Origin of the sequence: Pseudomonas sp. PLB05 (genome assembly GCF_021106615.1) — a bacterium.
Classification (GTDB): Bacteria; Pseudomonadota; Gammaproteobacteria; order Pseudomonadales; family Pseudomonadaceae; genus Chryseomonas; species Chryseomonas benzopyrenica.
This window is the reverse complement of sequence record NZ_JAJOHO010000003.1, coordinates 1,083,273-1,103,381: the sequence shown is the minus strand read 5'-3', so window position 1 is coordinate 1,103,381 and position 20,109 is coordinate 1,083,273. Positions and strand designations below refer to the sequence as shown.

Here is a 20,109-nt window from a genome sequence, read left to right as displayed (position 1 = left end):
GCATTGGAACCACCTGATCCCTTCCCGAACTCAGAAGTGAAACGATGCATCGCCGATGGTAGTGTGGGGTTTCCCCATGTGAGAGTAGGTCATCGTCAAGCGCCTAACACCCAGCACCCCCGCTCAGTTCACTCTGACGGGGGTGTTGTCTTTGGGGCGGAAGAAAGTCGAACGGAGTTCGAGGATGCCGTTGCTGAAATTGCTGAGTGATGGAAAATTTCATTCCGGCGTCGAGCTTGGTGAGGCCTTGGGCGTCTCCAGGAGTGCCATCTGGAAGCGGCTGAAGACGCTGGAAGATGACCTGGGCGTCGAGGTGTTCAAGGTTCCGGGGCGGGGTTACCGCCTGGAAGAGCCCCTGTCGCTGCTCGATGCCGAACGGATCGCGGGGGAGGGTGGTTGGCCGGTAGCGGTCCTGGCTTCCATCGACTCCACCAATGCCGAGGCACAACGCCGTCTGCAACAACAGCAGCAACCGCCGTTCGCCTTGCTGGCCGAGCATCAGCAGGCCGGACGTGGCCGGCGTGGCCGCGCCTGGGTCAGTCCCTACGGCAAGAATCTCTATCTCACCGCCGTGGTCTCCAGCCAGGGCGGGATCCAGAAGCTGCAGGCCTTGAGCCTGACCATGGGCCTGGCGGTGATCCGTACCCTGCAACAGCTGGGAGTGGAGGATGCCCGGCTGAAGTGGCCCAACGACGTCCTGGTTCGTGGTCGCAAGCTGGCCGGTATCCTCATCGAATTGTCGGGTGATCCGCAGGACGTCTGCCAGGCCATCATCGGCATCGGTATCAACGTCAACATGCGCATGGCCAACGACATCGATCAGCCATGGATTTCCATGGCCGAGGTCCTGGGCGGTCTGCAGGATCGCAACCAGGTCGCCAGTCTGCTGCTGCGGGAGATCGACAGCCTGTGGCAGATTCACCGCCAATCCGGATTCGCCGCCCTGCGCGGCGAGTGGGAGCGTTATCATGGCTGGCAAGGTCGAGCGGTAACCCTGTCTTCGGGGGTTCGCTGTATTCAGGGCACAGTGGCAGGAGTTGCCGAAGATGGGGCTATCCTCATGCGCGTAGACGGGCAGACACAGGCATTCAGCGGTGGCGAATTGAGCCTGAGCCTAGATCATGATTCTTGAACTCGATTGCGGTAACAGCCTGATCAAGTGGCGACTGCTCGCCGCGGGAGCCGAAGTGGTCGACACCGGCATCGTCGACAGCGACGACGCCCTGATCGCGGCCCTGTCCCAGCCGGATACTCCCACCCTGGCGGCCTGTCGGCTGGTCAGCGTGCGCAGCGACGAAGAGACCCAGCAGCTCAAGGAGCGGTTGACGGCGACCTTCGCCATCCCCTGTCACCAGGCCGTGCCGGTAGAGGTGTGGAATGGTGTGCGCAATGGCTATCGGGATCATCAGCGTCTGGGCATGGATCGCTGGCTGGTGATCCTGGCCGCGGTGCAACTGGCCGAGGGCAAGGCCTGCGTGGTCCTGGATCTGGGCACTGCGGTGACGGCCGATCTGGTCGACGCCCAGGGTGAGCATCAGGGCGGGTTCATCTGTCCGGGGATTCCGTTGATGCGTCGGGAACTGCAGACCCATACCCGTCGGATCCGCTACGATCCACATTGGGCCAGTGGTGAACGCTACGAGGCGCCGGGACGTACGACCATTGAGGCCGTAGAGCGTGGGTGTCTGTACATGCTCAAGGGCTTTGTCCGCACCCAGTACGAACTGGCTCAGGAGATGTTCGCCGAAGGCTGCGAGGTGTTTCTGACCGGGGGTGACGCGGAACTGGTCAAACATGTCGTTCCGGGCGCGCGGATCGTGCCCGATATGGTGTTTGCTGGATTGGCTTTGGCGTGTCCGCTCGAGAACGAATGATGCGTTGGTTGTTTCTGCTATTGGTGGTACTGAACGTTTTCTACTACATATGGCATCAACAGCAGGTGCCTTTGCTAGGTAAGGAAATCGCCCCTCTGACGTTGTACAAAGGCGAGCGTGAAAACATTCGTCTGTTGAACGAGACGGCATCTGGTGACGCTGCACGGCGTCAGTGACGGCGGTACCCTTCGATGAGGAGCGAAGATGCTGACGCTAGGTAATCTCTGCCTGTTGCTGGGCGCAGTCGGCATTGGTCTGTGGTTCTGGCACGCCCACGGCATTCGCGAGCAGGCACTGGTGCTGGCCGAGCAGGAGTGTCGTCGCCGCAAGGTCACGCTGCTCGATGGCGCCGTGGCCTTTTCCCGTTTTCGCTGGCTGGCCGATGCCAAGGGCCGCAAGCGCCTGGCGCGGTTGTTCTCCTTCGAATTCACCGTGACGGGAGAGGAGCGACTCGACGCCTCTCTGGCCCTGTTCGGCAAGACGCTGGCCAAGGTCGAGTTCGCGCCTTTCGTGGTGCCCGAGGTCGAACGCCCGGCGGCGGATTCGGTGGTGGCTTCGGCCCCTGCCTATCAGGCCAAGCCCGAGCACGGCCAGGTGGTCTATCTGGATCAATGGCGACAGCGCCAGCGTACCGAGACCAGCAGGCGCCAGGAGCCGGAGTGATCCCCGGCACGATCTCCTGATATTTTTTTCCTTCCGTAGTCTGACGATCAGTTCCGGCTGATCCGTTCTGGCTTTCTGCTTCTTTTCATGTGATCCCTGATGTTCAGCCCTCTCGTTACCTTTCCTGCGCTCTATTTCGCCACCCTCCTGATGTTGGCCGGCTCCGGTCTGTTCACCACCTATATCGGTCTGCGACTGACTGAGCAGGGGGCAGGGGATTTCTGGACCGGCGCCCTGATGGCGGCCTACTACTTCGGGCTGGTGTGCGGCGGCAAGTTCGGCCATCGGCTGATCGCCAGTGTCGGCCATATCCGCTCCTATGTGGCCTGCGCCGGTGCGGCCACCGTTACCGTGCTCATTCACGCCCTGATCGATGACCTGAACGTCTGGATCGCGCTGAGATTCATCATGGGCGTGGTGATGATGAATCAGTACATGGTGATCGAGAGCTGGCTCAACGAGCAGGCGGAGAATCACCAGCGCGGCAAGGTGTTCGCCGGCTACATGGTGGCGGTGGACCTGGGGCTGGTGATCGGCCAGGCGCTGCTGGCCTGGCATCCGCAACTCGACTACAAGCCGCTGTTGCTGGTGGCCATCTGCTTCGCCTCTTGCCTGATTCCTCTGGCGATGACGCGGCGGGTGCACCCGGCCAAGCTGGTGGCGGCGCCGCTGGAGATCCGCTTCTTCTGGCAGCGGGTGCCCCAGTCATTGGTGACCATCTTTACCGCAGGCCTGCTGGTGGGGGGCTTCTATGGCCTGGCACCGGTGTTCGCCAGTCGCAGTGGCCTGGATACGGCGCAATCGAGCTTCTATGTAGGGCTGTGCATCGTCGCGGGCTTCTGCGCCCAGTGGCCGCTGGGCTGGCTGTCGGATCGACTCGACCGCTGCAAGCTGATCCGTGCCAATGCGGTGCTGTTGTGCCTGGCGGCGGTGCCCCTGTGGGGACTGATCACCTTGCCCTATCCCTGGTTGCTGGCTGCGGGCTTCGTCTCGGGCATGCTGCTGTTTACCCTCTATCCGCTGGCGACCGCCTTTGCCAACGACCACGTCGAGCCCGAGCGGCGGGTGGAACTGTCGGCGATGCTGCTGACCACCTATGGCGTCGGTGCCTGCATCGGACCGCTGCTGGCCGGCGCGGCCATGGAGCATTTTGGTCCCGGCACCTTCTATGTGCTGACCTCGGCCTATGCGGTGATCCTGATCGTCTTCGTGCAGCCCCGGTTCGTCAGTGGCGAGCACCGGCTGGACGCGGCACCGCTGCATCATGTGGCCATGCCGGATTCCGTCAGTCCGATGGCAGCGGCGCTGGATCCGCGTATCGACGAGGTGCCGCAGGAAATGGTGGTGGAGGCCCCCGCCAGCATCGGACCGGGTAGCGAGAAGACCTGATAGGCGAGCCCGGCGCGAGGCCGGGCAGGAAGGAGGGGGTAGCGCTTAGGCCTGACGGGTCTGGCCGGCCTTGATCAGGCGGTCCAGGGTCTGGGCCGAGCCGTTTTCGGCCAGGGCGCCCTCCTGCAGACGATGCTGCTGACGCTCGATCAGTCGACCCACGGGACGCTGACCGCTTTCTTCGGCCACTTCGTCGCCACCGAGACGCTGTTGCTGGTCTTCGATCACCTGGCCCAGGGGACGCAGACTGGACTCTTCGGCGATCCGGCGTTCCTGCAGTTTGCGTTGCTGCTGCTTGATGACTTCACCCAGCGGGCGCAGGCTGGATTCTTCGGCCAGGGTGCGTTCCTGCAGACGTTGCTGCTGTTGCTTGATCAGATGGCCTAGCGGACGCTGACTGGATTCCTCGGCGATCTGGGTGGCAGGGCTGGGGGTGAAGGAGAAGTCCTGGGCGAAGGTGTTCAGGGCCAGGGCGGTCAGGGCGAAACCGAAAGCGATACGCAGGTTCATGATGGTGTCCTCTGGGGAAACTGTGCTGGAGTGCGTTCAGTATCCCGAGCAGGACCGCTCGAAAAAAATAGACTGGCGAGATAGTGACTATCAGCGCCGTCGATGCCTTTCAAAAAACCTCTAGCCTCCCGTCGATGATTCCTGCTTTTCCGCTTCGCTCAGGTGCGTGCCACCGAACAGCTCGCGCAAGGCGGCGGCATAGGCACGCGTGCCTATCACCATACTGTTGGAATGGGTCCCGCCCGGGATCAACAGCAGCCGCTTGGGGGGTTGCGCGGCGGCATAGAGGGCCTCGCTGAAGCGGGGCGGCACATAGCGGTCGTCGCTGCCGTGAACGATCAGCACCGGGATATGGATCTCCGGGATCTTGTCCAGGGAATCGAATTTCTCCGACATCAGCCAGCGCAGGGGAAAGCGGGTGTCGACCACCGCCGAGGCGGCATCGGCCAGGGTGGTGAAGGTGGATTCGATGATCAGCCCAGCCGCGGCGGGGTAGTCGCCCGTGGGATCCCCGTCGCGGGCGATGCGCCAGGCCAGATCCACCGCCACGGCGCCACCTAGGGAATGGCCATAGAGGTATCTCTTGTGCGGATCGGGCTGCAGGCTCTGCAGGTGCTTCCAAGCGACCCGGGCGTCCTCGTAGACGCTGCGTTCGGAGGGAACGTCGCCAGGACTTTCGCCAAAACCGCGATAGTCGATGGCCAGCACCGAGTAACCCAGTTGTCGCAGGGTGGCGACGCGCCGGACCTGGGCGGTGAGATTCCAGCGGGTGCCGTGCAGATAGAGCAGGGTGGGGGCGTCCGGGCGCCGGGCGGGCCACCACCAGGCATGCAGGTAGTCGGTGCCGGTCAGACCGTCAGGGACCGGCAGATTGAACTGGCGGACGCCTTCCGGCACCCCGGTGAACCAGCTGGCATTGCCGGGCTCGATGCTGAACACCCATTGACGTTCGCGGTAGGCCAGTTCCGAGCAGCCATAGGGGACCCCGACACCCACCAGCAGGGTGACGAAGAGCAGCGGGATCAGGCGACGGCGGAGCAGGGTGGCAAGGGGCATGGGTTTCTCTGGATACCGGAAGACGCAGGGTAGGGCGTTCGTCGCCTGGCGCGAACCCCCGTTTCGGTTGGACAGTCATCCTAGAGACAGCGACTGCAGTGACCCCACACCTGAGGTGAGCCATGAGTGCTACGGCCAAGAAGAGCGATCCCGAACTCTGGGAAAAGGTGAAGAAAGAGATTACCGAGGGCGACAAGGGCGGCAAGCCCGGCCAATGGTCGGCGCGCAAGGCGCAACTGGCGTCCCAGGAGTACCAGAAGCGCGGTGGTGAATACCAGGGCGGCAAGGGCAAGGACAATCATCTGCAACAGTGGACCGACGAGAAGTGGGACACCCGCTCCGGCAAGAAATCCGAAGAGACCGGCGAACGCTATCTGCCGGAAAAGGCCCGGGATTCCCTGAGCAAGAAAGAGTACCAGCGCACCACCGCCAAGAAGCGTCGCGACACCCGCCGCGGCAAGCAGCATTCCAAACAGCCGGCGGATGTGGCGCGCAAGACGGCGACCGCGCGTGAGTCGGGCCTGGCCGGTCTGACCAAGGACGAATTGATGAAGCGTGCCGCGCGTCGCGAGGTGCGGGGCCGGTCGCGCATGAAGAAAGACGAACTGGTGAAGGCGTTGCAAAAGGCAGGTGAAAAATGAGCACCAAGAAGGCTTCCAACGACGACAAGAAAGACGACAGGAAAGAGGTTCGCAGCGAATTCAAGCAGGTGGTCAACATGACCCCCAGCCAGCTGCGCAAATGGCTGAGCGGTGACACCAGCAAGGGCGTGGGCATGACCAAGGGCGGCAAGAAGGTCACGGCCGCCAACGATGGCAAGGCGGTCGGCCATGCCATGGGTGAGCGCATCCTGGAGCTCAAGGGCAAGCGCCACGCCGAGCTGGAAGACGATGACTACCAGGCCATGCGCAAGGTCATCGGCTATGTGCATCGCCATCTCAAGCAGCGGCCGGAGGGCGATATCGAAGACTCGCGCTGGCGCAAGTCGCTGATGAACTGGGGCCATGATCCCCTGCGTGACAAGCGCAGTGCCTGATCCCGACGAACCGCAGCCCAGGCTGCGGTTTTTCGTTGTTAGGGAGTGACTGGCCGAATTTGTGGGCAACTGTGACGCCGCAGCGCGCACGCAAAGGAGTAGGGTAGCCGCCTATCTATCTGAAATCCTTCAAGGAGTTGTGAATGGCACCCCGGGATCTGTTGCTGGCATTGGTCGTCATCCTGGCCTGGGGGGTGAATTTCGTCGTCATCAAGCTTGGCCTGCATGGCGTACCACCCATGTTGCTGGGCGCCCTGAGATTCTGTCTGGCGGCCTTTCCGGCCATTCTCTTCGTACGGCGGCCCCAGGTGTCCTGGCAGCTGCTGCTGGCCTACGGCCTGACCATCTCGCTCGGCCAGTTCGCCTTCCTGTTCTCGGCCATGTACGTGGGGATGCCGGCGGGCCTGGCCTCGCTGGTATTGCAGGCCCAGGCCTTCTTTACCCTGGCCTTCGCCGCGACCTTCCTGGGTGAGAAGGTACGGCGGGCGAGCCTGGTCGGGCTGCTGGTGGCGGCCTTGGGACTGTTGCTGATCGGTACCGAGCATGGCGTCACCATGACCTTGGCCGGTTTTCTGCTGACCCTGGCGGCGGCGGCCATGTGGGGCCTGGGCAATATCGTCACCAAGAAGATCGGCAAGGTGGACATGCTCGGCCTGGTGGTCTGGGGCAGCCTGATTCCGCCCATCCCCTTCTTCATCCTGTCGTTGCTGCTGGAAGGCCCGGAACAGATCGCCACGGCGCTGACGTCGCTGTCGGGCGGCTCGGTCTTTGCCATCGTCTACCTGGCCTTTATCGCCACCCTGGTCGGCTACGGCATCTGGAGCCGGCTGCTGTCGCGCTATCCGGCGGGCCAGGTGGCGCCCTTTTCGCTGTTGGTGCCGGTGGTGGGGCTGACTTCCGCCGCGGTGCTGCTGGGGGAGCAGATGACCATCCAGCAAGCGGTAGGTGGCGTGGCGGTCATGTTCGGCCTGTTGATCAATGTCTTTGGCGGTCGCTGGCTGGATGCGCGGGACAAGGCCTCAGCCTCTGCATGATGTTGCACGTTTATAAATGATTGTGCATGATCTGCTGATCCTCTTGGAGTATCAGTATGACTGCATCCATCCACCTCCCCGAAGAACGCCAGGCGGCGATCCTGGCCCTGTTGCGTGAGCAGGGCCGGGTCCTGTCGGCCGAACTGGCCGCCACCTGGGGCATTTCCGAAGACAGCGTACGTCGCGACCTGCGTGAACTGGCCCGCCAGGGCCTGTGCCGCCGGGTGTACGGTGGGGCGCTCTCGCTGCTGACACCGCCGCAGGCACTGCCGGCGCGGATCAGCCAGGACGAGACGGCCAAGCAAGCGCTGGGCCACGCCGCGGCCAGGCTGGTACAGCGGGGGCAATTGCTGCTGCTGGATGCCGGCTCGACCAACCTGGCCATCGCCCAGGCGCTGCCCACGGATCTCGACCTGACCGTGGCCACCAATGCGCCGGTGATCGCCACGGCGCTGCTGCAGCGCCCAGGCATCCGAGTGCTGATGATCGGCGGCCTGGCTGCGCCGCAGTCCGGCGCCTGCCTGGGCGCCCGGGCGTTGCGCGATCTGCGCGGCGTGCGCGCGGACCTGGCCTTTCTCGGGACCTGCGCCCTGGCGGTGGAAACCGGGGTGACCGGCTTCGACCTGGAAGAGGCCGAGTTCAAGGCGGCCGTGGCCGAACAGAGCGCCCAGGTCGCCATCGCGGTGACCGCCGAAAAGCTCGACAGCGTGGCCTTCTATCACGTGCTCCGGCTCGATCAGCTGAACCATCTGGTGTTGGAGCCGGGGTTGAGCGAGGAGCGCCTGCAGCCCTATCGCGATGCCGGCCTGCACCTGCATTCGCTCGCCAGCGACCGCTGATCTCTCGCCCAAGGATTCCCATGACCTCTGCCGTACTGCGTCGCCAACGCCGCGCCACCTTTACCGTCTTTCTCGCCAATGGTTGCGGGATCGGTGGCTGGGCGGCCGCCATTCCCGAACTCAAGCGCGATCTGGCGCTGGGCGACGGCCAGCTGAGTCTGGTGCTGCTGGCGGTCGCCCTGGGCGCCCTGCTGACCATGCCCTTCGCCGGGGTGCTGGTGCCGCGCCTGGGCGGTACCGGACGCCTCACCCGGCTGAGCATCCTGGCCTTCGTACTGGTGCTGATCTGGCCTGGGGTGGCGCCGTCGCTGGGCTGGCTGCTGCCTTGCGCGCTGCTGCTCGGTGCCAGCAATGGCCTGATCGACGTGGCCATGAATGCCCATGCCAGCGATGTCGAAAGCCGCTGGAACGGCCCGCTGATGTCGTCCTTCCATGCCGCCTTCAGCCTGGGCGGATTTCTCGGTGCCGGCCTGGGGGCACTGGTGCTGCACCTGGGCGCCTCGGCGCTGGTGGTGTTGCTGGCCGCTGCCCTGGTGGCGCTGGTGCTGGCCTTGCCCGCGGCACTGGCCCTGGACGAAGGCGATCGCAGTCCGGTGAGCCATGCCCTGCGGCTGCCGGATCGACGCGTGCTGGCGCTGGGGTTGATCGCCATGGGCTGCCTGATGCTGGAAGGGGCCATGACCGACTGGAGCGCCGTCTACCTGGGCCAGGTGGGCGGCGCGAGTCCGGTGGTGGCGACCCTGGGCTATGCGGCTTTTTCGCTGACCATGCTGGTGGGGCGGCTGTTCGGCGACGGCATCCGCGCTCGCTTCGGCGGCCCCCAGGTGATCGTTGGCGGGGCCTTGCTGGCGACCCTGGGGCTTGCCCTGGCGGTACTCCTGCCCGCACCCTGGACGGCGATCCTCGGTTTCGCGCTGGTCGGCCTGGGCCTGTCCAATGTGGTGCCCGCGGCCTTCAGCGCCGCCGGCCAGGTGGCCGAGACGCCGGCCGCGGGCATCGCCATGACCGCCACCGCCGGTTATCTCGGGTTCCTGCTCGGTCCGCCACTGATCGGTGCCGTGGCGGGGCAGGTAGGCCTGCGTGGCAGTCTGCTGCTGCTGACCCTGATCGGGGTGGTGGTGGCGCTGCTGGCGCTACGCCAGCGCAAGGCATGACGTCTATTCAGGGAACCCCGCTGCGCTGAGCAGACCCAAGAGGGAACGGAAATCCAAGGAGGCGGCCATGACGCGCCCACGCAAGATCCTCGCCTTGCTGCTGGGAATCATCCTGCTGCTGTTCGTGCTGCTGCTGGTGGCCCTCGCCACCTTCGACTGGAATCGGCTCAAGCCGACCATCAACGAGCAGGTGTCGAGCGCCTTGCACCGGCCCTTCGCCATCGAGGGCAACCTGGGCGTGGTCTGGCATCGCGAGCCGGATCAGGGCGGCTGGCGCGCCTGGATTCCCTGGCCGCACATCGCCGCCGAGGACCTGACCCTGGGCAACCCGGACTGGGCCAAGGAAAAGACCTTCGTCCACCTCGACCGGATGCAACTGCGGATCTCCCCGCTGGCACTGCTGGCCAAGCAGATCTATATCCCGCGCATCGACCTAAGCGGGCCGGTGGTCAATGCCCAGCGGCTGGCCGATGGCCGCAACAGCTGGACCTTCGAGACCGTCGAGAAGGACCCCAAGGCCGAACCCTCGGCCTGGACCGTGGATATCGGCACCATTGGCTTCGACGCCGGCCAGGTCGGCTTCGACGATGCCCAGACCGCCACCCGGCTAAGGGCGCGGATCACCTCCCTGGATGCCCCCATCGCCTACGCCGATCTGGTCGGCAAGCAGGGCACCTCGCGCCAGCGCTCCCACGTCAAGCAGACCCAGCCCTTCCAGTTCGCTCTGGCGGTGGACGGCAGCTACAAGCAGGTCCCGGTCAGTGGCCGGGGCCAGATCGGCGGACTGCTGGCCCTGCAGGACGCCGATGTACCTTTCCCCATCCAGCTCGATGCGCGGGCCGGTGAGACCCGCGTCCAGGTCTTTGGCACCCTGACCGATCCGCGCCGCCTGGGCGCCCTGGATCTGCATCTGGTGCTGGAAGGCAAGAGTCTGGCGCAGCTCTATCCGCTGACCGGGGTCACCCTGCCGGAGACGGCGCCCTATGCCACCGATGGTCATCTCACGGTCAAGCTCAACGATCCGGCGGGCGCGCGCTTCAGCTATGAGGACTTCAACGGCCGGGTCGGCAAGAGCGATCTGCACGGCGAGGTGCTGTTCACCGGCGGCAAGCCGCGTCCCAAGCTCAGTGGCACCCTGCGCTCCGATCAGTTGCTGTTCGAGGACCTAGCGCCGCTGATCGGCGCCGATACCAAGGAGCAACAGGCGGCCAAGGGCGAGACCAACCAGCAGCCGGCGGACAAGGCACTGCCGGTCTCCGAATTCCGCACCGAGCGTTGGCGCGCCATGGATGCCGACGTGCGCTTCACCGGCAAGCGCATCGTGCAGAACGCGCAGCTGCCGATCACCGATCTGAATACCCATGTCCGCCTGACCGACGGGGTACTCCTGCTCGACCCCCTGCGCTTCGGCGTGGCCGGTGGCGATCTGAACACCACGGTGCGCCTGGAAGGCGACCAGACGCCGCTGCAGGGACGGGTCGATCTGCACGTGCGCCGGGTCAAGCTGAACCAGCTGTTCCCTACCGTGGAGACCATGAAGCGCAGCATGGGCGAGCTCAACGGCGATGCCACTCTGAGCGGCACTGGCAATTCGGTGGCGGCGCTGCTCGGCACCAGCAACGGCGAACTCAAGCTGTTGATGAACGATGGTCGCATCAGCCGCAGCCTGATGGAGCTGGCCGGACTCAACGTCGGTAACTACCTGGTCGATCGGCTGTTCGGCGATGACGAGGTGGAGATCAATTGCGCGGTCGCCGATCTCGACTTCAAGAAGGGCCTGGTGCAGCCCCAGGTCTTCGTGCTCGATACCGAGAACGCCCTGATCAACATCACCGGCACCATCAACCTGGCGAGCGAACGACTGGATCTGACCGTCGATCCCCACAGCAAGGGCTTGCGCATCTTCTCGCTGCGCTCACCGCTCTATGTGCGCGGCACCCTGAAGAATCCCGCGCCGGGGGTGAAGGCACTGCCCCTGGCGGCCCGTGGTGCGGCAGCGGCGCTGCTCGCCACCTTCGCGGCGCCGGCGGCCGGTCTGCTGGCGCTGGTGGCGCCCAGCAACGAGCAGGGCGCCCAGTGCAGTGCGTTGTTGCAACAGATGCGCACAGGGCGTTGAACTCCTGCGCTAGAGCCGGTTCGTGCGACTTGACAGACGACCGTTCGGCGGCGTCTGACGGGTGGAAAAGAACCGCTCTGGTTGCCCAGGCTCTATAGAAATAACCCGAGTCGGGCAGCCTTTTCGCGGAGATCCCTCATGCGTGACGACACCGATAGCCACTACGAAATCCACTACAAACTGCTGGGCGAAAGCTATACCGACCGTATCAGCAATCTGGACGTGCCCATCACCGACGTGGTCCGTGACCTGGCCTGCCGGCACCTGGATGCGATCAACGACGAGCGCTTCCACCTGGCCGACATCGAGTCCGGTCAAGCGCTGGTGGCGCTGCACGATGTGTCCATCCATCGCGTCGCACCGGAAGCCCCATGAAGCGGCTGCTAAGCGGTGGATTGCTGGCCCTGATCCTGACGGGGCTGGCGGCTTGTTCCACCGAGACGGTAGTGACCCTACAGGACGGTACCCAGTACATCACCGAAGATCGTCCCAACACCAAGACGGCCGACGGCTTCTATGAATTCACCGATGTGGCGGGTCGTCACGTGCGGGTGAAGGCAGCCGATGTAGCCACCATCAAGGCGGAAGACTAGACCCTGTCTGAAGTGCCTGCGCTTGGTTATGCGGTGTTAAAAATCAGCTCGGAATGCTCATTTTCCTTTGTAAACTCCGCTTCCTCGCTGATTTTTGCCTTCCCTGACCTTCGCTCGGCGACTTTTCAAACAGGTCCTTCCCAGGAGACTGCCATGCCCCGCGGCGACAAATCCAAGTACAGCGACAAACAGGAACGTAAGGCCGAGCACATCGAGGAGAGCTACGAGAAAAAGGGCGTCTCCAAGGATGAAGCCGAAGCACGGGCCTGGGCGACGGTGAACAAGCAGTCCGGCGGTGGTGAAAAGGCAGGTTCCGGCAAGGCCAAGAGTGGCACTGCCAAAAGCGCGGACCGCAAGGATTCCGCCCGGCGGGCGGTGGCGACCAAGCAAGGCCAGTCGCCTAACAGCGGTCGCGCCTCGACGCGGCGTTCGCGCACTGGCAGCACCTCGCTCAGTGACCTGACTCGCGATGAACTGGTGAAGAAGGCGGCCGAGCAGAACGTCCGCGGTCGGTCGCGAATGAAGAAAGATGAGCTGATTCGTGCCCTGAGCTGAGGCAAAGACACAAATAAAAAAGCCGGACAATGTCCGGCTTTTCTTTGCCTGGCGTTTAGCTGGGTAGCAGACGGCAGGTGAGGCTCTTGATGTAGCGGGTTTCCGGGATGGCCGGGTGTACCGGGTGATCCGGGCCCTGGGCACCGCGTTCGAGGATCTGCAGGTTGCGATCCAGATGGCGGGCGCTGCCGAGCAGGATGTTTTGCAGGTCGTCTTCGGGCAGGTGCATGGAGCAGGAGGCGCTGACCAGGATGCCGTCCTTGTTCAGCAGCCGCATGGCCTGTTCGTTGAGGCGACGATAGGCGGCCTCGCCGTTCTTCAGGTCCTTGCGCTTCTTGATGAAGGCTGGCGGGTCGGCGACGATGACGTCGAATTTCTCTTCACCGGCCTTGAGTTCCTTGAGCGCTTCGAAGACATCGCCCTCGACGCACACCAGCTTCTCCGCCAGGCCGTTGAGGGTGGCATTGCGCTCCACGCCGTCGAGGGCGAAGCCCGAGGCGTCCACGCACATGACTTCGCTGGCGCCGAAGGCCGCGGCCTGCACGCCCCAGCCGCCGATATAGCTGAACAGGTCGAGGACCCGCTTGCCTTCGACGTAGGGCGCCAGGCGCGCACGATTCAGGCGGTGGTCATAGAACCAGCCGGTCTTCTGGCCTTCGCGGACCGGTGCCTCGAAGCGCACGCCGTTCTCCTCCAGCGCCACCCAGTCCGGGACCTCGCCGTAGGCCACTTCCACGTAGCTGGAGAGGCCTTCGGCCGTGCGGGCGCTGCCGTCGTTTTTCCACAGCACGCCCTGGGGCTTGAACACCTGCAGCAGGGCGGCGAGGATGGCGTCGCGCTGGCGCTCCATGGTCGCCGAGGCGATCTGCACCACCAGGATGTCGTTGAAGCGATCCACCACCAGGCCGGGCAGGAAATCCGCATCGCCATAGACCAGGCGATAGCAGTGGCTGCCGAACAACCGCTCGCGCAGGCTCAGGGCGACCTTGAAGCGATGCACCAGCAGCGACTTGTCCAGCGGGTAGCCGGTGTCGCGGGAGAACAGGCGGGCGCAGATCAGGTTGTTGGGCGACAGCGCCACTAGGCCCAGCGGCTTGCCGCTGGTGGTTTCCAGGATGGCCTGGTCGCCCGGTTCGAAGGCGGTGAGCGGGGTGGCGACGACGTCCACCTCGTTGCTGTACACCCATAGGTGCCCGGCGCGCAGACGGCGGTCGGCATTGGCTTTGAGGCGCAGGCGAGGCAGGGTCATGAATCACTCCAACGAAGGGGGCAAAAGCGCGGAATTATAGCGCAAAGCCACCTGCCTGGGCCGGCCGTCAGTCCCGCTGGCTGACCTCGATATCGCTCAGCCCGGCTTCCTGGGCGCGACGGGCGATGCTCGGCTGGGCATGGCGCTCCCAGGGTGCATCGACCACCACCTGGGGTTCTTCGACGTGCTTGATCAGCAACTGCAGCACGGCCTCTTCCTCGGTGACCGGCTCGAAACTCTCCAGCTCGTGGGTGAGGGGATCGCCATTGAGGCGATAGCGGATCTGGTAACGGTGCAGGGTCTGCATGGGGGTACCTCGGCAGCGGGGATAAGCGATGGACTCCGCCAGGCGGCCGCGGTTGCGTCAGAACCTGTTCAAGATCTGCTGCGCGTCGGCCAAACGGCGTTGAAAACGCTCTGGAAGGCCAGCCCCGTCAGAATGCTCATTTACCACTTGTAAACCCGAGCGCGGGTCCGATCCGCTTCCTCAGGCATTTTCGCCTTGTTTGGCTCTAGCTCGCGAGATCGTGAACAGGTCCTCAGCCGCCGAGGGTATCGAGAATCGGGCAGTCGGGACTGGCGTCGCCATGGCAGCAGGACACCAGCTCGCCCAGGGTGCTACGCAGGCGGGTCAGTTCGGCGATCTTCAGATCCAGCTCGGCGATGTGCCGCTTGGCCAGCGCCTTGACGTCGGCACTGGCACGCTGCCGGTCCTGCCAGAGGCTGAGCAACTGGCGGATCTCCTCCAGGCTGAAGCCCAGTTCCCGCGAGCGGCGGACGAAGGCCAGCACTCGCAGATCCTCGGCGTCGTACTGGCGATAGCCGCTGTCGGTACGCCCGGCAGGCGCCAGCAGACCGATGCGCTCGTAGTAGCGCAGCATCTTGGCGGTGAGCCCGCTGGCCTTGGCGGCCTGGCCGATGTTCATGACGAGAGGTCTCCAGACGGGCGCCAGCGGCCGAGCAGCAGGGCATTAGCCAGGACACTGACGCTGGAAAAGGCCATGGCGGCGCCGGCATAGACCGGGTCGAGCAGGCCAAAGGCCGCCAGCGGCAGGCCGATGATATTGTAGACGAAGGCCCAGAACAGATTCTGGCGGATCTTACGCTGGGTACGCCGGGCGATGTCCAAGGCAGCTACCACCTGGCGTGGATCCTCCTGCAAGAGGGTGATGCCGGCGGCATGGCGCGCGGCGGCGGTGCCCGAGCCCATGGCGATGCCCAGTTCGGCGGCGGCCAGGGCGGGGGCGTCATTGAGGCCGTCGCCGACCATGGCGACGCCGCCCTGGGTCGCTTGCAGACGGGCGACCACCGCGGCTTTGTCGGCGGGCAGTACCTCAGCCTCCCACTGCGCGATGCCCAGCGCCGCGGCTACCTGGCGGGCGCTGCCGCGGTTGTCACCGGTCAGCAGCCAGCTGTCGATGCCGTCCCGGCGCAACTGGGCGATGGCCGCATTGGCCCCTGGGCGAAGCTCGTCGCCAAAGGCCAGCAGGCCCAGCACCCACGGTTGGGCGCCGGTTTCCAACAGCCAGGACAGGGTCAGTCCCTGGTCTTCCCAGGCGCGAGCGGCGTCGGCCAGAAGGCCGGTGTCCAGCTGCCGTTCGGCCAGCAGGCGGGCATTGCCCAGCAACAGCGGCCGTCCTTGCCAACTGCCCTGGAGGCCGCGGCCGGGGAGGGCGCGGACGTCCTGGGCGGGCGGGGTGTCCAGGTCACGGTCACGACAGGCTAAAAGCACCGCTGCGGCCAGGGGGTGTTCGCTGCCGCGTTGCAGGCTGCCGGCCAGACTCAGCAACTCGGCTTCCTCGATGCCAGGCGCCGTGGCCAGGTGGCGCAGGCGCAACTGGCCGGCGGTCAGGGTGCCGGTCTTGTCGAAGACCACGGTGGTGATGCCCTGGGCGCGCTCCAGGGTTTCGGCGTCCTTGATCAGGATGCCGTGACGCGCCGCCACTCCGGTGCCGGCCATAAGCGCGGCTGGCGTCGCTAGACCCAGGGCGCAGGGGCAGGCGATGACCAACACGGCGACGGCGGCGAGCAGGCTGGGCTCCAGGGCGTGACCGGCCAGCAGCCAGCCGAGCAGGGTAACCAGCGCCAGGGTCACCACCACGGGGACGAACACCCGGCTGATGCGATCCACCAGTTGCTGGATGGGAGCCTTGGTGGCCTGGGCGTCTTCCACCAGGCGGATGATGCCGGCCAGCACCGTCTCGCCACCCAGGGCGGTGACCTCGACCTGCAGATTGCCCTCGCCATTGATGGCGCCACCCACCACCTCGTCGCCGGGGCCCTTGGCGACCGGGCGGCTCTCGCCGGTGAGCAGGGCTTCATCCACCTGGCTTTCGCCTTGCAGGATGCGGCCATCGGCGGGGATGCGTTCACCCGGACGAAGCTGCAGGCGATCGCCCAGGCGCAGCCGGTTGAGGGCGACCTCCTCTTCGTTGCCGTCGGCATCCAGGCGGCGGGCGCTTTCGGGGCGCAGAGCTTCCAGAGCGCGCAAGGCCGCGCCAGTACGGCGCTTGGCACGGGTCTCCAGGTATTTGCCCAGGCGCACCAGGGCGATGACCATGGCCGCCGTCTCGAAGTAGAGATGGGGACTGTCCTTGACCAGCCAGAGATAGAGACTCAAGCCGTAGGCGGCGCTGGTGCCCAGGGCGACCAGCACGTCCATGTTGCCACTGCGGGCGCGCAGGGCATGCCAGGCGCCACGATAAAAGCGCGCGCCGATGAGGAATTGCACCGGTGTCGCCAACAGGAATTGCAGCCAGGCGGGCGGCATCAGGTGCCAGCCGAAGGGCGTCAGCAGCATGGGCAGGATCAGCGGCGTGGCCAAGAGCAGCGCCACGGCCAGCTCCAGGCGTTCCCAGCGCAGGCCCTGACGTACCGGGGCAGGGCGGTCGTCTTCGGCCAGGCGATCCTCGGCGCCGTAACCCGCCGCTTCTACCTCGACGATCAGGGCCTGCGTCTCGACCGCGGCCAGGGTCTTCACCCGGGCTCTTTCGCTGGCCAGATTGACCTCGGCGGTCAGCACCCCGGGTACGGCGCGCAAGGCCTTTTCGATCCGCCCGGCGCAGTTGGCGCAACTCATGCCGGACAGCGCCAGGTCATGCTCGGCCTCGGCCACCTGGTAGCCAGCCGCGCTGACCGCCTCGGCCAGCGCCGGTGCCGCGTCCATTGGCGCGCTGACGCGAGCCTTTTCGCTGGCCAGGTTGACGTCGGCCGCACTGACGGCCGAGACCTTCTGCAGGGCGCGCTCGACCCGCCCGGCGCAGGCCGCGCAGGTCATGCCGCTGATGGAGAGTTCGAATTCGTGCATGGGCACCTCCTGAGCTCAGTGTTGACCTTGACCTCGGGTCAAGGTCAACACTGGAACCCGGTCCTGGCGCTGGCGTCAGGAGAAAGAGGTCAAGACAGACAGGAGCAGACCATGCATGTCATCAAGGTAGTCGGAATGAGTTGCGCCCACTGCGTGAGCGCGGTCGAGGCGGCGGTCCTCCAGGTCGATGCCCGGGCGCGGGTCGAGGTGGATCTGCAGGCGGGCGAGGTGCGCATCGACAGCGCCGCGGTGGCTGCGCCCTTCCGCGCGGCCATCGAGCAGGCGGGCTATACCGTCGTCGACTGAGTCCAGTCGCGCACGATGGCGCGGAAGAAGGTGGTGAACACCTGATCGGCGGCCAGCAGCGGGGCAAAGGTCTGTTCGTCGCGCAGCAGATCGGAGAGGGTGCCGAGAAACAGGCTGTGCAGCATCCGACTGGCCAGTTGCGGCGTCACGCCCGGCTGCAGGCGCGCGGCCTGGGCGGTGAAGAGGGCGTCGGTGATGCGGATGAACTGCCGCAGGAACTGCAGATCGCGCTCCTCCGCCTCGCGCAATTCCTCGGTGAATTCGCAGCGGTGCAGCAGGATGGTCATCACCCGCTGCTCGCGGCCAGGCTGGGTGAACTTCGCCATGCTTTCGATGCACAGCTTGAACAGCCGTTGCAGGCTGTCTTCCTCGCCGTCCACGCGCAGGCGCTCGGTCAGTTCGTCGGCCGGGATCCTTATCTGGCTAAGCATTTCATGGAACAGGTGGGCCTTGTTCTGGAAATGCCAGTACACTGCACCCCGGGTGACGCCGCATTCGCGGGCGATCATTTCCAAGCTGGTACGCGCCACGCCATTGGTCAGGAACAGGGCTTCCGCCGCATCGAGAATGGCTTGGCGGGTCTGTTCGGCTTCTTCTTTCGTACGACGCATGGGCGATCTGACTGGCAGTGGGTCTGCCACGCAGTCTAGCGCGCCTCGGCGCTTTTACAAACATGATTGTATGTAACTGCGCGACACTTCCGCTTCCATCGGATCAGGCTTCATGACTTTTCGCTTATTGTTGATTCTCGGGGCCCTCTCGGCCTTCGCTCCCTTCGCCATCGACATGTACCTGCCCAGCTTCCCGTCGCTGGCACTGTCGTTCGCCACCGACATCGAACACGTGCAGCTGAGTCTGGCGGTGTATTTCGCCGGCCTGGCCAGCGGTCAGCTGTTCTATGGCCCCCTGGCGGATCGCTTCGGTCGCCGCCTGCCGCTGCTGATCGGCATCGGCCTGTTCTGTCTGGCGTCGCTGGGCTGCGCCCTGGCGCCGAGTCTGCCCTGGCTGATCGCCGCGCGCTTCGTCCAGGCCCTGGGCGGTTGCGCCGGCATGGTGATCGCGCGGGCCGTGGTGCGCGACCTGTGCGAGCCGATGGCCGCGGCGCGGGCCTTCTCGCAGATCATGCTGGTGACCGGGATCGCCCCCATCATCGCGCCCTTCGCCGGCAGCCTCCTGCTCAGCACCTTTGGCTGGCAGGCGATCTTCGTCAGCCTGGCGCTGTTCGCCGCCGCCTGCGGTACCGCCGTGGCGCTCTGGTTGCCCGAGTCCTTGCCGGCGCACCATCCGCGGCCGCCGCTGCGGGGGGCCTTGCGCAACTACCTGCGGCTGCTGCGCGATCGCACTTTCATCGGCCACACCCTCACCGGCGGCATCGCCATGGCCGGCATGTTCGCCTACATCTCCGGCTCGCCCTTCGTGCTGATCGAACTCTATGGCGTCAAGCCTGAGCACTATGGCTGGGTCTTTGGTCTCAATGCCGCCGGCTTCATCCTGCTGGGGCAGCTCAATGCCCGCCTGGTGGTCCGCCAGGGACCGGCCTTCTGGTTGCGTCGCGCGGTGGTGGCCTATGCCGCGGCGGGGCTGGTCCTGCTGCTGGTGGGCGCCTTCCAGCCCAAGGCGCTGCCGGTGCTGATGATCCCGTTGTTCTGCGCCATCGCCCTGCTCGGTGGCATCGTGCCCAACGCCTCGGCCTGCGCCCTGGCGGGGCAGGGCGCCAATGCCGGCAGTGCCTCGGCGCTGATGGGCAGTCTGCAGTTCATCCTGGCGGCGCTGGCCTCCAGCAGCGTGGGCGCGCTGCACAACGGCACCGTGGTGCCCATGTGCGCGGTGCTGGCGCTCTGTGCGGTGGCGACCGCGCTGATGGCCCGCTGGACCCACAGATCCGCACCCGCCTGAAGCGGAGTGGATTTTTCCCGGCCAGGCAGGTCAGATAGGCGAACCCTCACACTTCCAGGGACGCCGACATGACCTTCGCCTACTGGTGCATCTTCCTCGTCTACCTCGTGCCCTATGGCGCGGCCTATTACGCCAAGTTCAAGGGCAGCGGCTTCACGCCCGAGGACAATCGGGATCCGCGCAGCTTCCTCGGCAAGCTGGAGGGCGCCCGGGCCCGGGCCAATGCCGCCCAGCAGAACGCCTTCGAGATCAATCCGCTGTTCGCCGCGGCAGTGATCGTCGCCCACGTCACCGGTGGCGCCGACCAGGGCACCATCAACTTCTGGGCCTTCCTCTTCCTGCTCAGCCGCATCGCCTACACCTGGCTGTATATCCGCGACCACGCCACCCGCCGTTCCCTGGCCTGGGCCGGTGGTTTCTTATGCTGCCTGTGCCTGTTCATCGCCGCGGCCTGAACCTGCGGTGAGCCGACGTCATCGGTCTTGACCGGCGGCGTCGGCTCCGGCTTCATTAGCGGCCTATCTTTCCTGGC

General features: G+C 65.3%; 23 protein-coding genes and 1 rRNA gene. 17 read left to right on the top strand and 7 right to left on the bottom strand.

The window, feature by feature from the left end; genetic code table 11:
* The 5 genes from rrf to LRS53_RS17845 all read left to right on the top strand — a co-directional run.
* Positions 1-101: ribosomal RNA gene (gene rrf / locus LRS53_RS17865) — 5S ribosomal RNA — on the top strand; the annotation flags it as partial.
* A gap of 83 nt (positions 102-184) precedes the next feature.
* Entirely contained in the window at positions 185-1,132 is a 948-nt protein-coding gene (birA, locus tag LRS53_RS17860; RefSeq protein ID WP_231356790.1) for a bifunctional biotin--[acetyl-CoA-carboxylase] ligase/biotin operon repressor BirA, read from the top strand.
* Positions 1,122-1,874: a type III pantothenate kinase gene (locus tag LRS53_RS17855; protein ID WP_160923554.1), complete on the top strand. Its 753-nt coding sequence runs from the start codon at positions 1,122-1,124 to the stop codon at positions 1,872-1,874. Before birA ends, LRS53_RS17855 begins: the two co-directional genes overlap by 11 nt.
* Before the next feature lie 204 nt (positions 1,875-2,078).
* Positions 2,079-2,537: a DUF3301 domain-containing protein gene (locus tag LRS53_RS17850; RefSeq protein ID WP_231356789.1), complete on the top strand. Its 459-nt coding sequence runs from the start codon at positions 2,079-2,081 to the stop codon at positions 2,535-2,537.
* A gap of 99 nt (positions 2,538-2,636) precedes the next feature.
* Positions 2,637-3,926 (top strand): MFS transporter, encoded by a 1,290-nt coding sequence (locus tag LRS53_RS17845; protein ID WP_231356788.1) that lies wholly within the window; start codon positions 2,637-2,639, stop codon positions 3,924-3,926.
* Positions 3,927-3,971: 45 nt separating this feature from the next.
* Here the strand turns inward: LRS53_RS17845 and LRS53_RS17840 are convergent, their stop codons facing one another.
* The gene (locus LRS53_RS17840) at positions 3,972-4,436 is read right to left on the bottom strand and encodes a hypothetical protein (protein ID WP_231356787.1); all 465 of its coding nucleotides are present in this window, start codon (positions 4,434-4,436) and stop codon (positions 3,972-3,974) included.
* A gap of 120 nt (positions 4,437-4,556) precedes the next feature.
* Positions 4,557-5,492, bottom strand: coding sequence for an alpha/beta hydrolase (locus tag LRS53_RS17835; RefSeq protein WP_231356786.1), 936 nt, complete (start codon positions 5,490-5,492; stop codon positions 4,557-4,559).
* 122 nt (positions 5,493-5,614) lie between these two features.
* Between LRS53_RS17835 and LRS53_RS17830 the strand changes: the two genes are divergently transcribed.
* The 9 genes from LRS53_RS17830 to LRS53_RS17790 all read left to right on the top strand — a co-directional run bounded on the left by LRS53_RS17830 (position 5,615) and on the right by LRS53_RS17790 (position 12,819).
* Positions 5,615-6,133: a hypothetical protein gene (locus tag LRS53_RS17830; protein ID WP_231356785.1), complete on the top strand. Its 519-nt coding sequence runs from the start codon at positions 5,615-5,617 to the stop codon at positions 6,131-6,133.
* Entirely contained in the window at positions 6,130-6,528 is a 399-nt protein-coding gene (locus LRS53_RS17825) for a DUF3140 domain-containing protein (RefSeq protein ID WP_231356784.1), read from the top strand. Before LRS53_RS17830 ends, LRS53_RS17825 begins: the two co-directional genes overlap by 4 nt.
* Before the next feature lie 143 nt (positions 6,529-6,671).
* Positions 6,672-7,562, top strand: a complete 891-nt coding sequence (locus LRS53_RS17820; RefSeq protein WP_231356783.1) for an EamA family transporter — start codon at positions 6,672-6,674, stop codon at positions 7,560-7,562.
* A gap of 56 nt (positions 7,563-7,618) precedes the next feature.
* Positions 7,619-8,401 carry a DeoR/GlpR family DNA-binding transcription regulator gene (locus tag LRS53_RS17815; RefSeq protein WP_231356782.1) on the top strand — a complete coding sequence of 261 codons (783 nt, stop codon included), beginning with the start codon at positions 7,619-7,621 and terminating at the stop codon, positions 8,399-8,401.
* A gap of 20 nt (positions 8,402-8,421) precedes the next feature.
* On the top strand, positions 8,422-9,555 hold the full coding sequence (locus LRS53_RS17810) for an MFS transporter (protein ID WP_231356781.1): 1,134 nt from the start codon (positions 8,422-8,424) through the stop codon (positions 9,553-9,555).
* Between the two features lie 67 nt (positions 9,556-9,622).
* On the top strand, positions 9,623-11,671 hold the full coding sequence (locus tag LRS53_RS17805) for an AsmA family protein (protein ID WP_231356780.1): 2,049 nt from the start codon (positions 9,623-9,625) through the stop codon (positions 11,669-11,671).
* A 138-nt stretch (positions 11,672-11,809) separates the two neighbouring features.
* Complete coding sequence (locus tag LRS53_RS17800; protein ID WP_017638749.1) at positions 11,810-12,046, top strand: hypothetical protein; 237 nt, start codon at positions 11,810-11,812, stop codon at positions 12,044-12,046.
* A complete protein-coding gene (locus LRS53_RS17795; protein ID WP_231356779.1) occupies positions 12,043-12,264 on the top strand; it encodes a YgdI/YgdR family lipoprotein in 222 nt (73 codons plus the stop codon). Before LRS53_RS17800 ends, LRS53_RS17795 begins: the two co-directional genes overlap by 4 nt.
* A gap of 153 nt (positions 12,265-12,417) precedes the next feature.
* Complete coding sequence (locus LRS53_RS17790) at positions 12,418-12,819, top strand: Rho termination factor N-terminal domain-containing protein (protein ID WP_231356778.1); 402 nt, start codon at positions 12,418-12,420, stop codon at positions 12,817-12,819.
* A 55-nt stretch (positions 12,820-12,874) separates the two neighbouring features.
* Here LRS53_RS17790 and LRS53_RS17785 read toward each other — a convergent pair whose 3' ends face one another.
* From LRS53_RS17785 to LRS53_RS17770, 4 genes are all read right to left on the bottom strand, one after another.
* Positions 12,875-14,068: a class I SAM-dependent rRNA methyltransferase gene (locus LRS53_RS17785; RefSeq protein WP_231356777.1), complete on the bottom strand. Its 1,194-nt coding sequence runs from the start codon at positions 14,066-14,068 to the stop codon at positions 12,875-12,877.
* 67 nt (positions 14,069-14,135) lie between these two features.
* Positions 14,136-14,375 carry a hypothetical protein gene (locus LRS53_RS17780; RefSeq protein WP_231356776.1) on the bottom strand — a complete coding sequence of 80 codons (240 nt, stop codon included), beginning with the start codon at positions 14,373-14,375 and terminating at the stop codon, positions 14,136-14,138.
* A gap of 232 nt (positions 14,376-14,607) precedes the next feature.
* Positions 14,608-14,994 carry a Cu(I)-responsive transcriptional regulator gene (cueR, locus tag LRS53_RS17775; protein WP_231356775.1) on the bottom strand — a complete coding sequence of 129 codons (387 nt, stop codon included), beginning with the start codon at positions 14,992-14,994 and terminating at the stop codon, positions 14,608-14,610.
* A complete protein-coding gene (locus tag LRS53_RS17770) occupies positions 14,991-17,375 on the bottom strand; it encodes a heavy metal translocating P-type ATPase (protein ID WP_231356774.1) in 2,385 nt (794 codons plus the stop codon). The genes cueR and LRS53_RS17770 overlap by 4 nt, the downstream gene beginning before the upstream one ends.
* A 111-nt stretch (positions 17,376-17,486) precedes the next feature.
* On the opposite strand from LRS53_RS17770, the gene LRS53_RS17765 reads away from it, so the two are divergent.
* The gene (locus tag LRS53_RS17765) at positions 17,487-17,681 is read left to right on the top strand and encodes a cation transporter (protein WP_231356773.1); all 195 of its coding nucleotides are present in this window, start codon (positions 17,487-17,489) and stop codon (positions 17,679-17,681) included.
* Here LRS53_RS17765 and LRS53_RS17760 read toward each other — a convergent pair.
* Complete coding sequence (locus LRS53_RS17760) at positions 17,663-18,292, bottom strand: TetR family transcriptional regulator (RefSeq protein WP_231356772.1); 630 nt, start codon at positions 18,290-18,292, stop codon at positions 17,663-17,665. The genes LRS53_RS17765 and LRS53_RS17760 overlap by 19 nt on opposite strands.
* A 112-nt stretch (positions 18,293-18,404) precedes the next feature.
* On the opposite strand from LRS53_RS17760, the gene LRS53_RS17755 reads away from it, so the two are divergent.
* Both LRS53_RS17755 and LRS53_RS17750 read left to right on the top strand, forming a co-directional pair.
* The gene (locus tag LRS53_RS17755; RefSeq protein ID WP_231356771.1) at positions 18,405-19,577 is read left to right on the top strand and encodes a multidrug effflux MFS transporter; all 1,173 of its coding nucleotides are present in this window, start codon (positions 18,405-18,407) and stop codon (positions 19,575-19,577) included.
* 68 nt (positions 19,578-19,645) lie between these two features.
* On the top strand, positions 19,646-20,032 hold the full coding sequence (locus tag LRS53_RS17750; protein WP_231356770.1) for an MAPEG family protein: 387 nt from the start codon (positions 19,646-19,648) through the stop codon (positions 20,030-20,032).
* Positions 20,033-20,109 lie beyond the last annotated feature (77 nt).

Excerpts from the sequence above, each read along its gene's own strand:
- birA (WP_231356790.1), top strand. The coding sequence starts at position 185 with ATGCCGTTGCTGAAATTGCTGAGTGATGGAAAATTTCATTCCGGCGTC.
- LRS53_RS17835 (WP_231356786.1), bottom strand. The coding sequence starts at position 5,492 with ATGCCCCTTGCCACCCTGCTCCGCCGTCGCCTGATCCCGCTGCTCTTC.
- LRS53_RS17855 (WP_160923554.1), top strand. The coding sequence starts at position 1,122 with ATGATTCTTGAACTCGATTGCGGTAACAGCCTGATCAAGTGGCGACTG.
- LRS53_RS17765 (WP_231356773.1), top strand. The coding sequence starts at position 17,487 with ATGCATGTCATCAAGGTAGTCGGAATGAGTTGCGCCCACTGCGTGAGC.
- LRS53_RS17780 (WP_231356776.1), bottom strand. The coding sequence starts at position 14,375 with ATGCAGACCCTGCACCGTTACCAGATCCGCTATCGCCTCAATGGCGAT.
- LRS53_RS17795 (WP_231356779.1), top strand. The coding sequence starts at position 12,043 with ATGAAGCGGCTGCTAAGCGGTGGATTGCTGGCCCTGATCCTGACGGGG.
- LRS53_RS17805 (WP_231356780.1), top strand. The coding sequence starts at position 9,623 with ATGACGCGCCCACGCAAGATCCTCGCCTTGCTGCTGGGAATCATCCTG.
- LRS53_RS17850 (WP_231356789.1), top strand. The coding sequence starts at position 2,079 with ATGCTGACGCTAGGTAATCTCTGCCTGTTGCTGGGCGCAGTCGGCATT.
- LRS53_RS17800 (WP_017638749.1), top strand. The coding sequence starts at position 11,810 with ATGCGTGACGACACCGATAGCCACTACGAAATCCACTACAAACTGCTG.
- LRS53_RS17840 (WP_231356787.1), bottom strand. The coding sequence starts at position 4,436 with ATGAACCTGCGTATCGCTTTCGGTTTCGCCCTGACCGCCCTGGCCCTG.
- LRS53_RS17785 (WP_231356777.1), bottom strand. The coding sequence starts at position 14,068 with ATGACCCTGCCTCGCCTGCGCCTCAAAGCCAATGCCGACCGCCGTCTG.
- LRS53_RS17830 (WP_231356785.1), top strand. The coding sequence starts at position 5,615 with ATGAGTGCTACGGCCAAGAAGAGCGATCCCGAACTCTGGGAAAAGGTG.
- LRS53_RS17820 (WP_231356783.1), top strand. The coding sequence starts at position 6,672 with ATGGCACCCCGGGATCTGTTGCTGGCATTGGTCGTCATCCTGGCCTGG.
- LRS53_RS17790 (WP_231356778.1), top strand. The coding sequence starts at position 12,418 with ATGCCCCGCGGCGACAAATCCAAGTACAGCGACAAACAGGAACGTAAG.
- LRS53_RS17810 (WP_231356781.1), top strand. The coding sequence starts at position 8,422 with ATGACCTCTGCCGTACTGCGTCGCCAACGCCGCGCCACCTTTACCGTC.
- LRS53_RS17755 (WP_231356771.1), top strand. The coding sequence starts at position 18,405 with ATGACTTTTCGCTTATTGTTGATTCTCGGGGCCCTCTCGGCCTTCGCT.
- LRS53_RS17845 (WP_231356788.1), top strand. The coding sequence starts at position 2,637 with ATGTTCAGCCCTCTCGTTACCTTTCCTGCGCTCTATTTCGCCACCCTC.
- cueR (WP_231356775.1), bottom strand. The coding sequence starts at position 14,994 with ATGAACATCGGCCAGGCCGCCAAGGCCAGCGGGCTCACCGCCAAGATG.
- LRS53_RS17760 (WP_231356772.1), bottom strand. The coding sequence starts at position 18,292 with ATGCGTCGTACGAAAGAAGAAGCCGAACAGACCCGCCAAGCCATTCTC.
- LRS53_RS17770 (WP_231356774.1), bottom strand. The coding sequence starts at position 17,375 with ATGCACGAATTCGAACTCTCCATCAGCGGCATGACCTGCGCGGCCTGC.
- LRS53_RS17815 (WP_231356782.1), top strand. The coding sequence starts at position 7,619 with ATGACTGCATCCATCCACCTCCCCGAAGAACGCCAGGCGGCGATCCTG.
- LRS53_RS17825 (WP_231356784.1), top strand. The coding sequence starts at position 6,130 with ATGAGCACCAAGAAGGCTTCCAACGACGACAAGAAAGACGACAGGAAA.
- LRS53_RS17750 (WP_231356770.1), top strand. The coding sequence starts at position 19,646 with ATGACCTTCGCCTACTGGTGCATCTTCCTCGTCTACCTCGTGCCCTAT.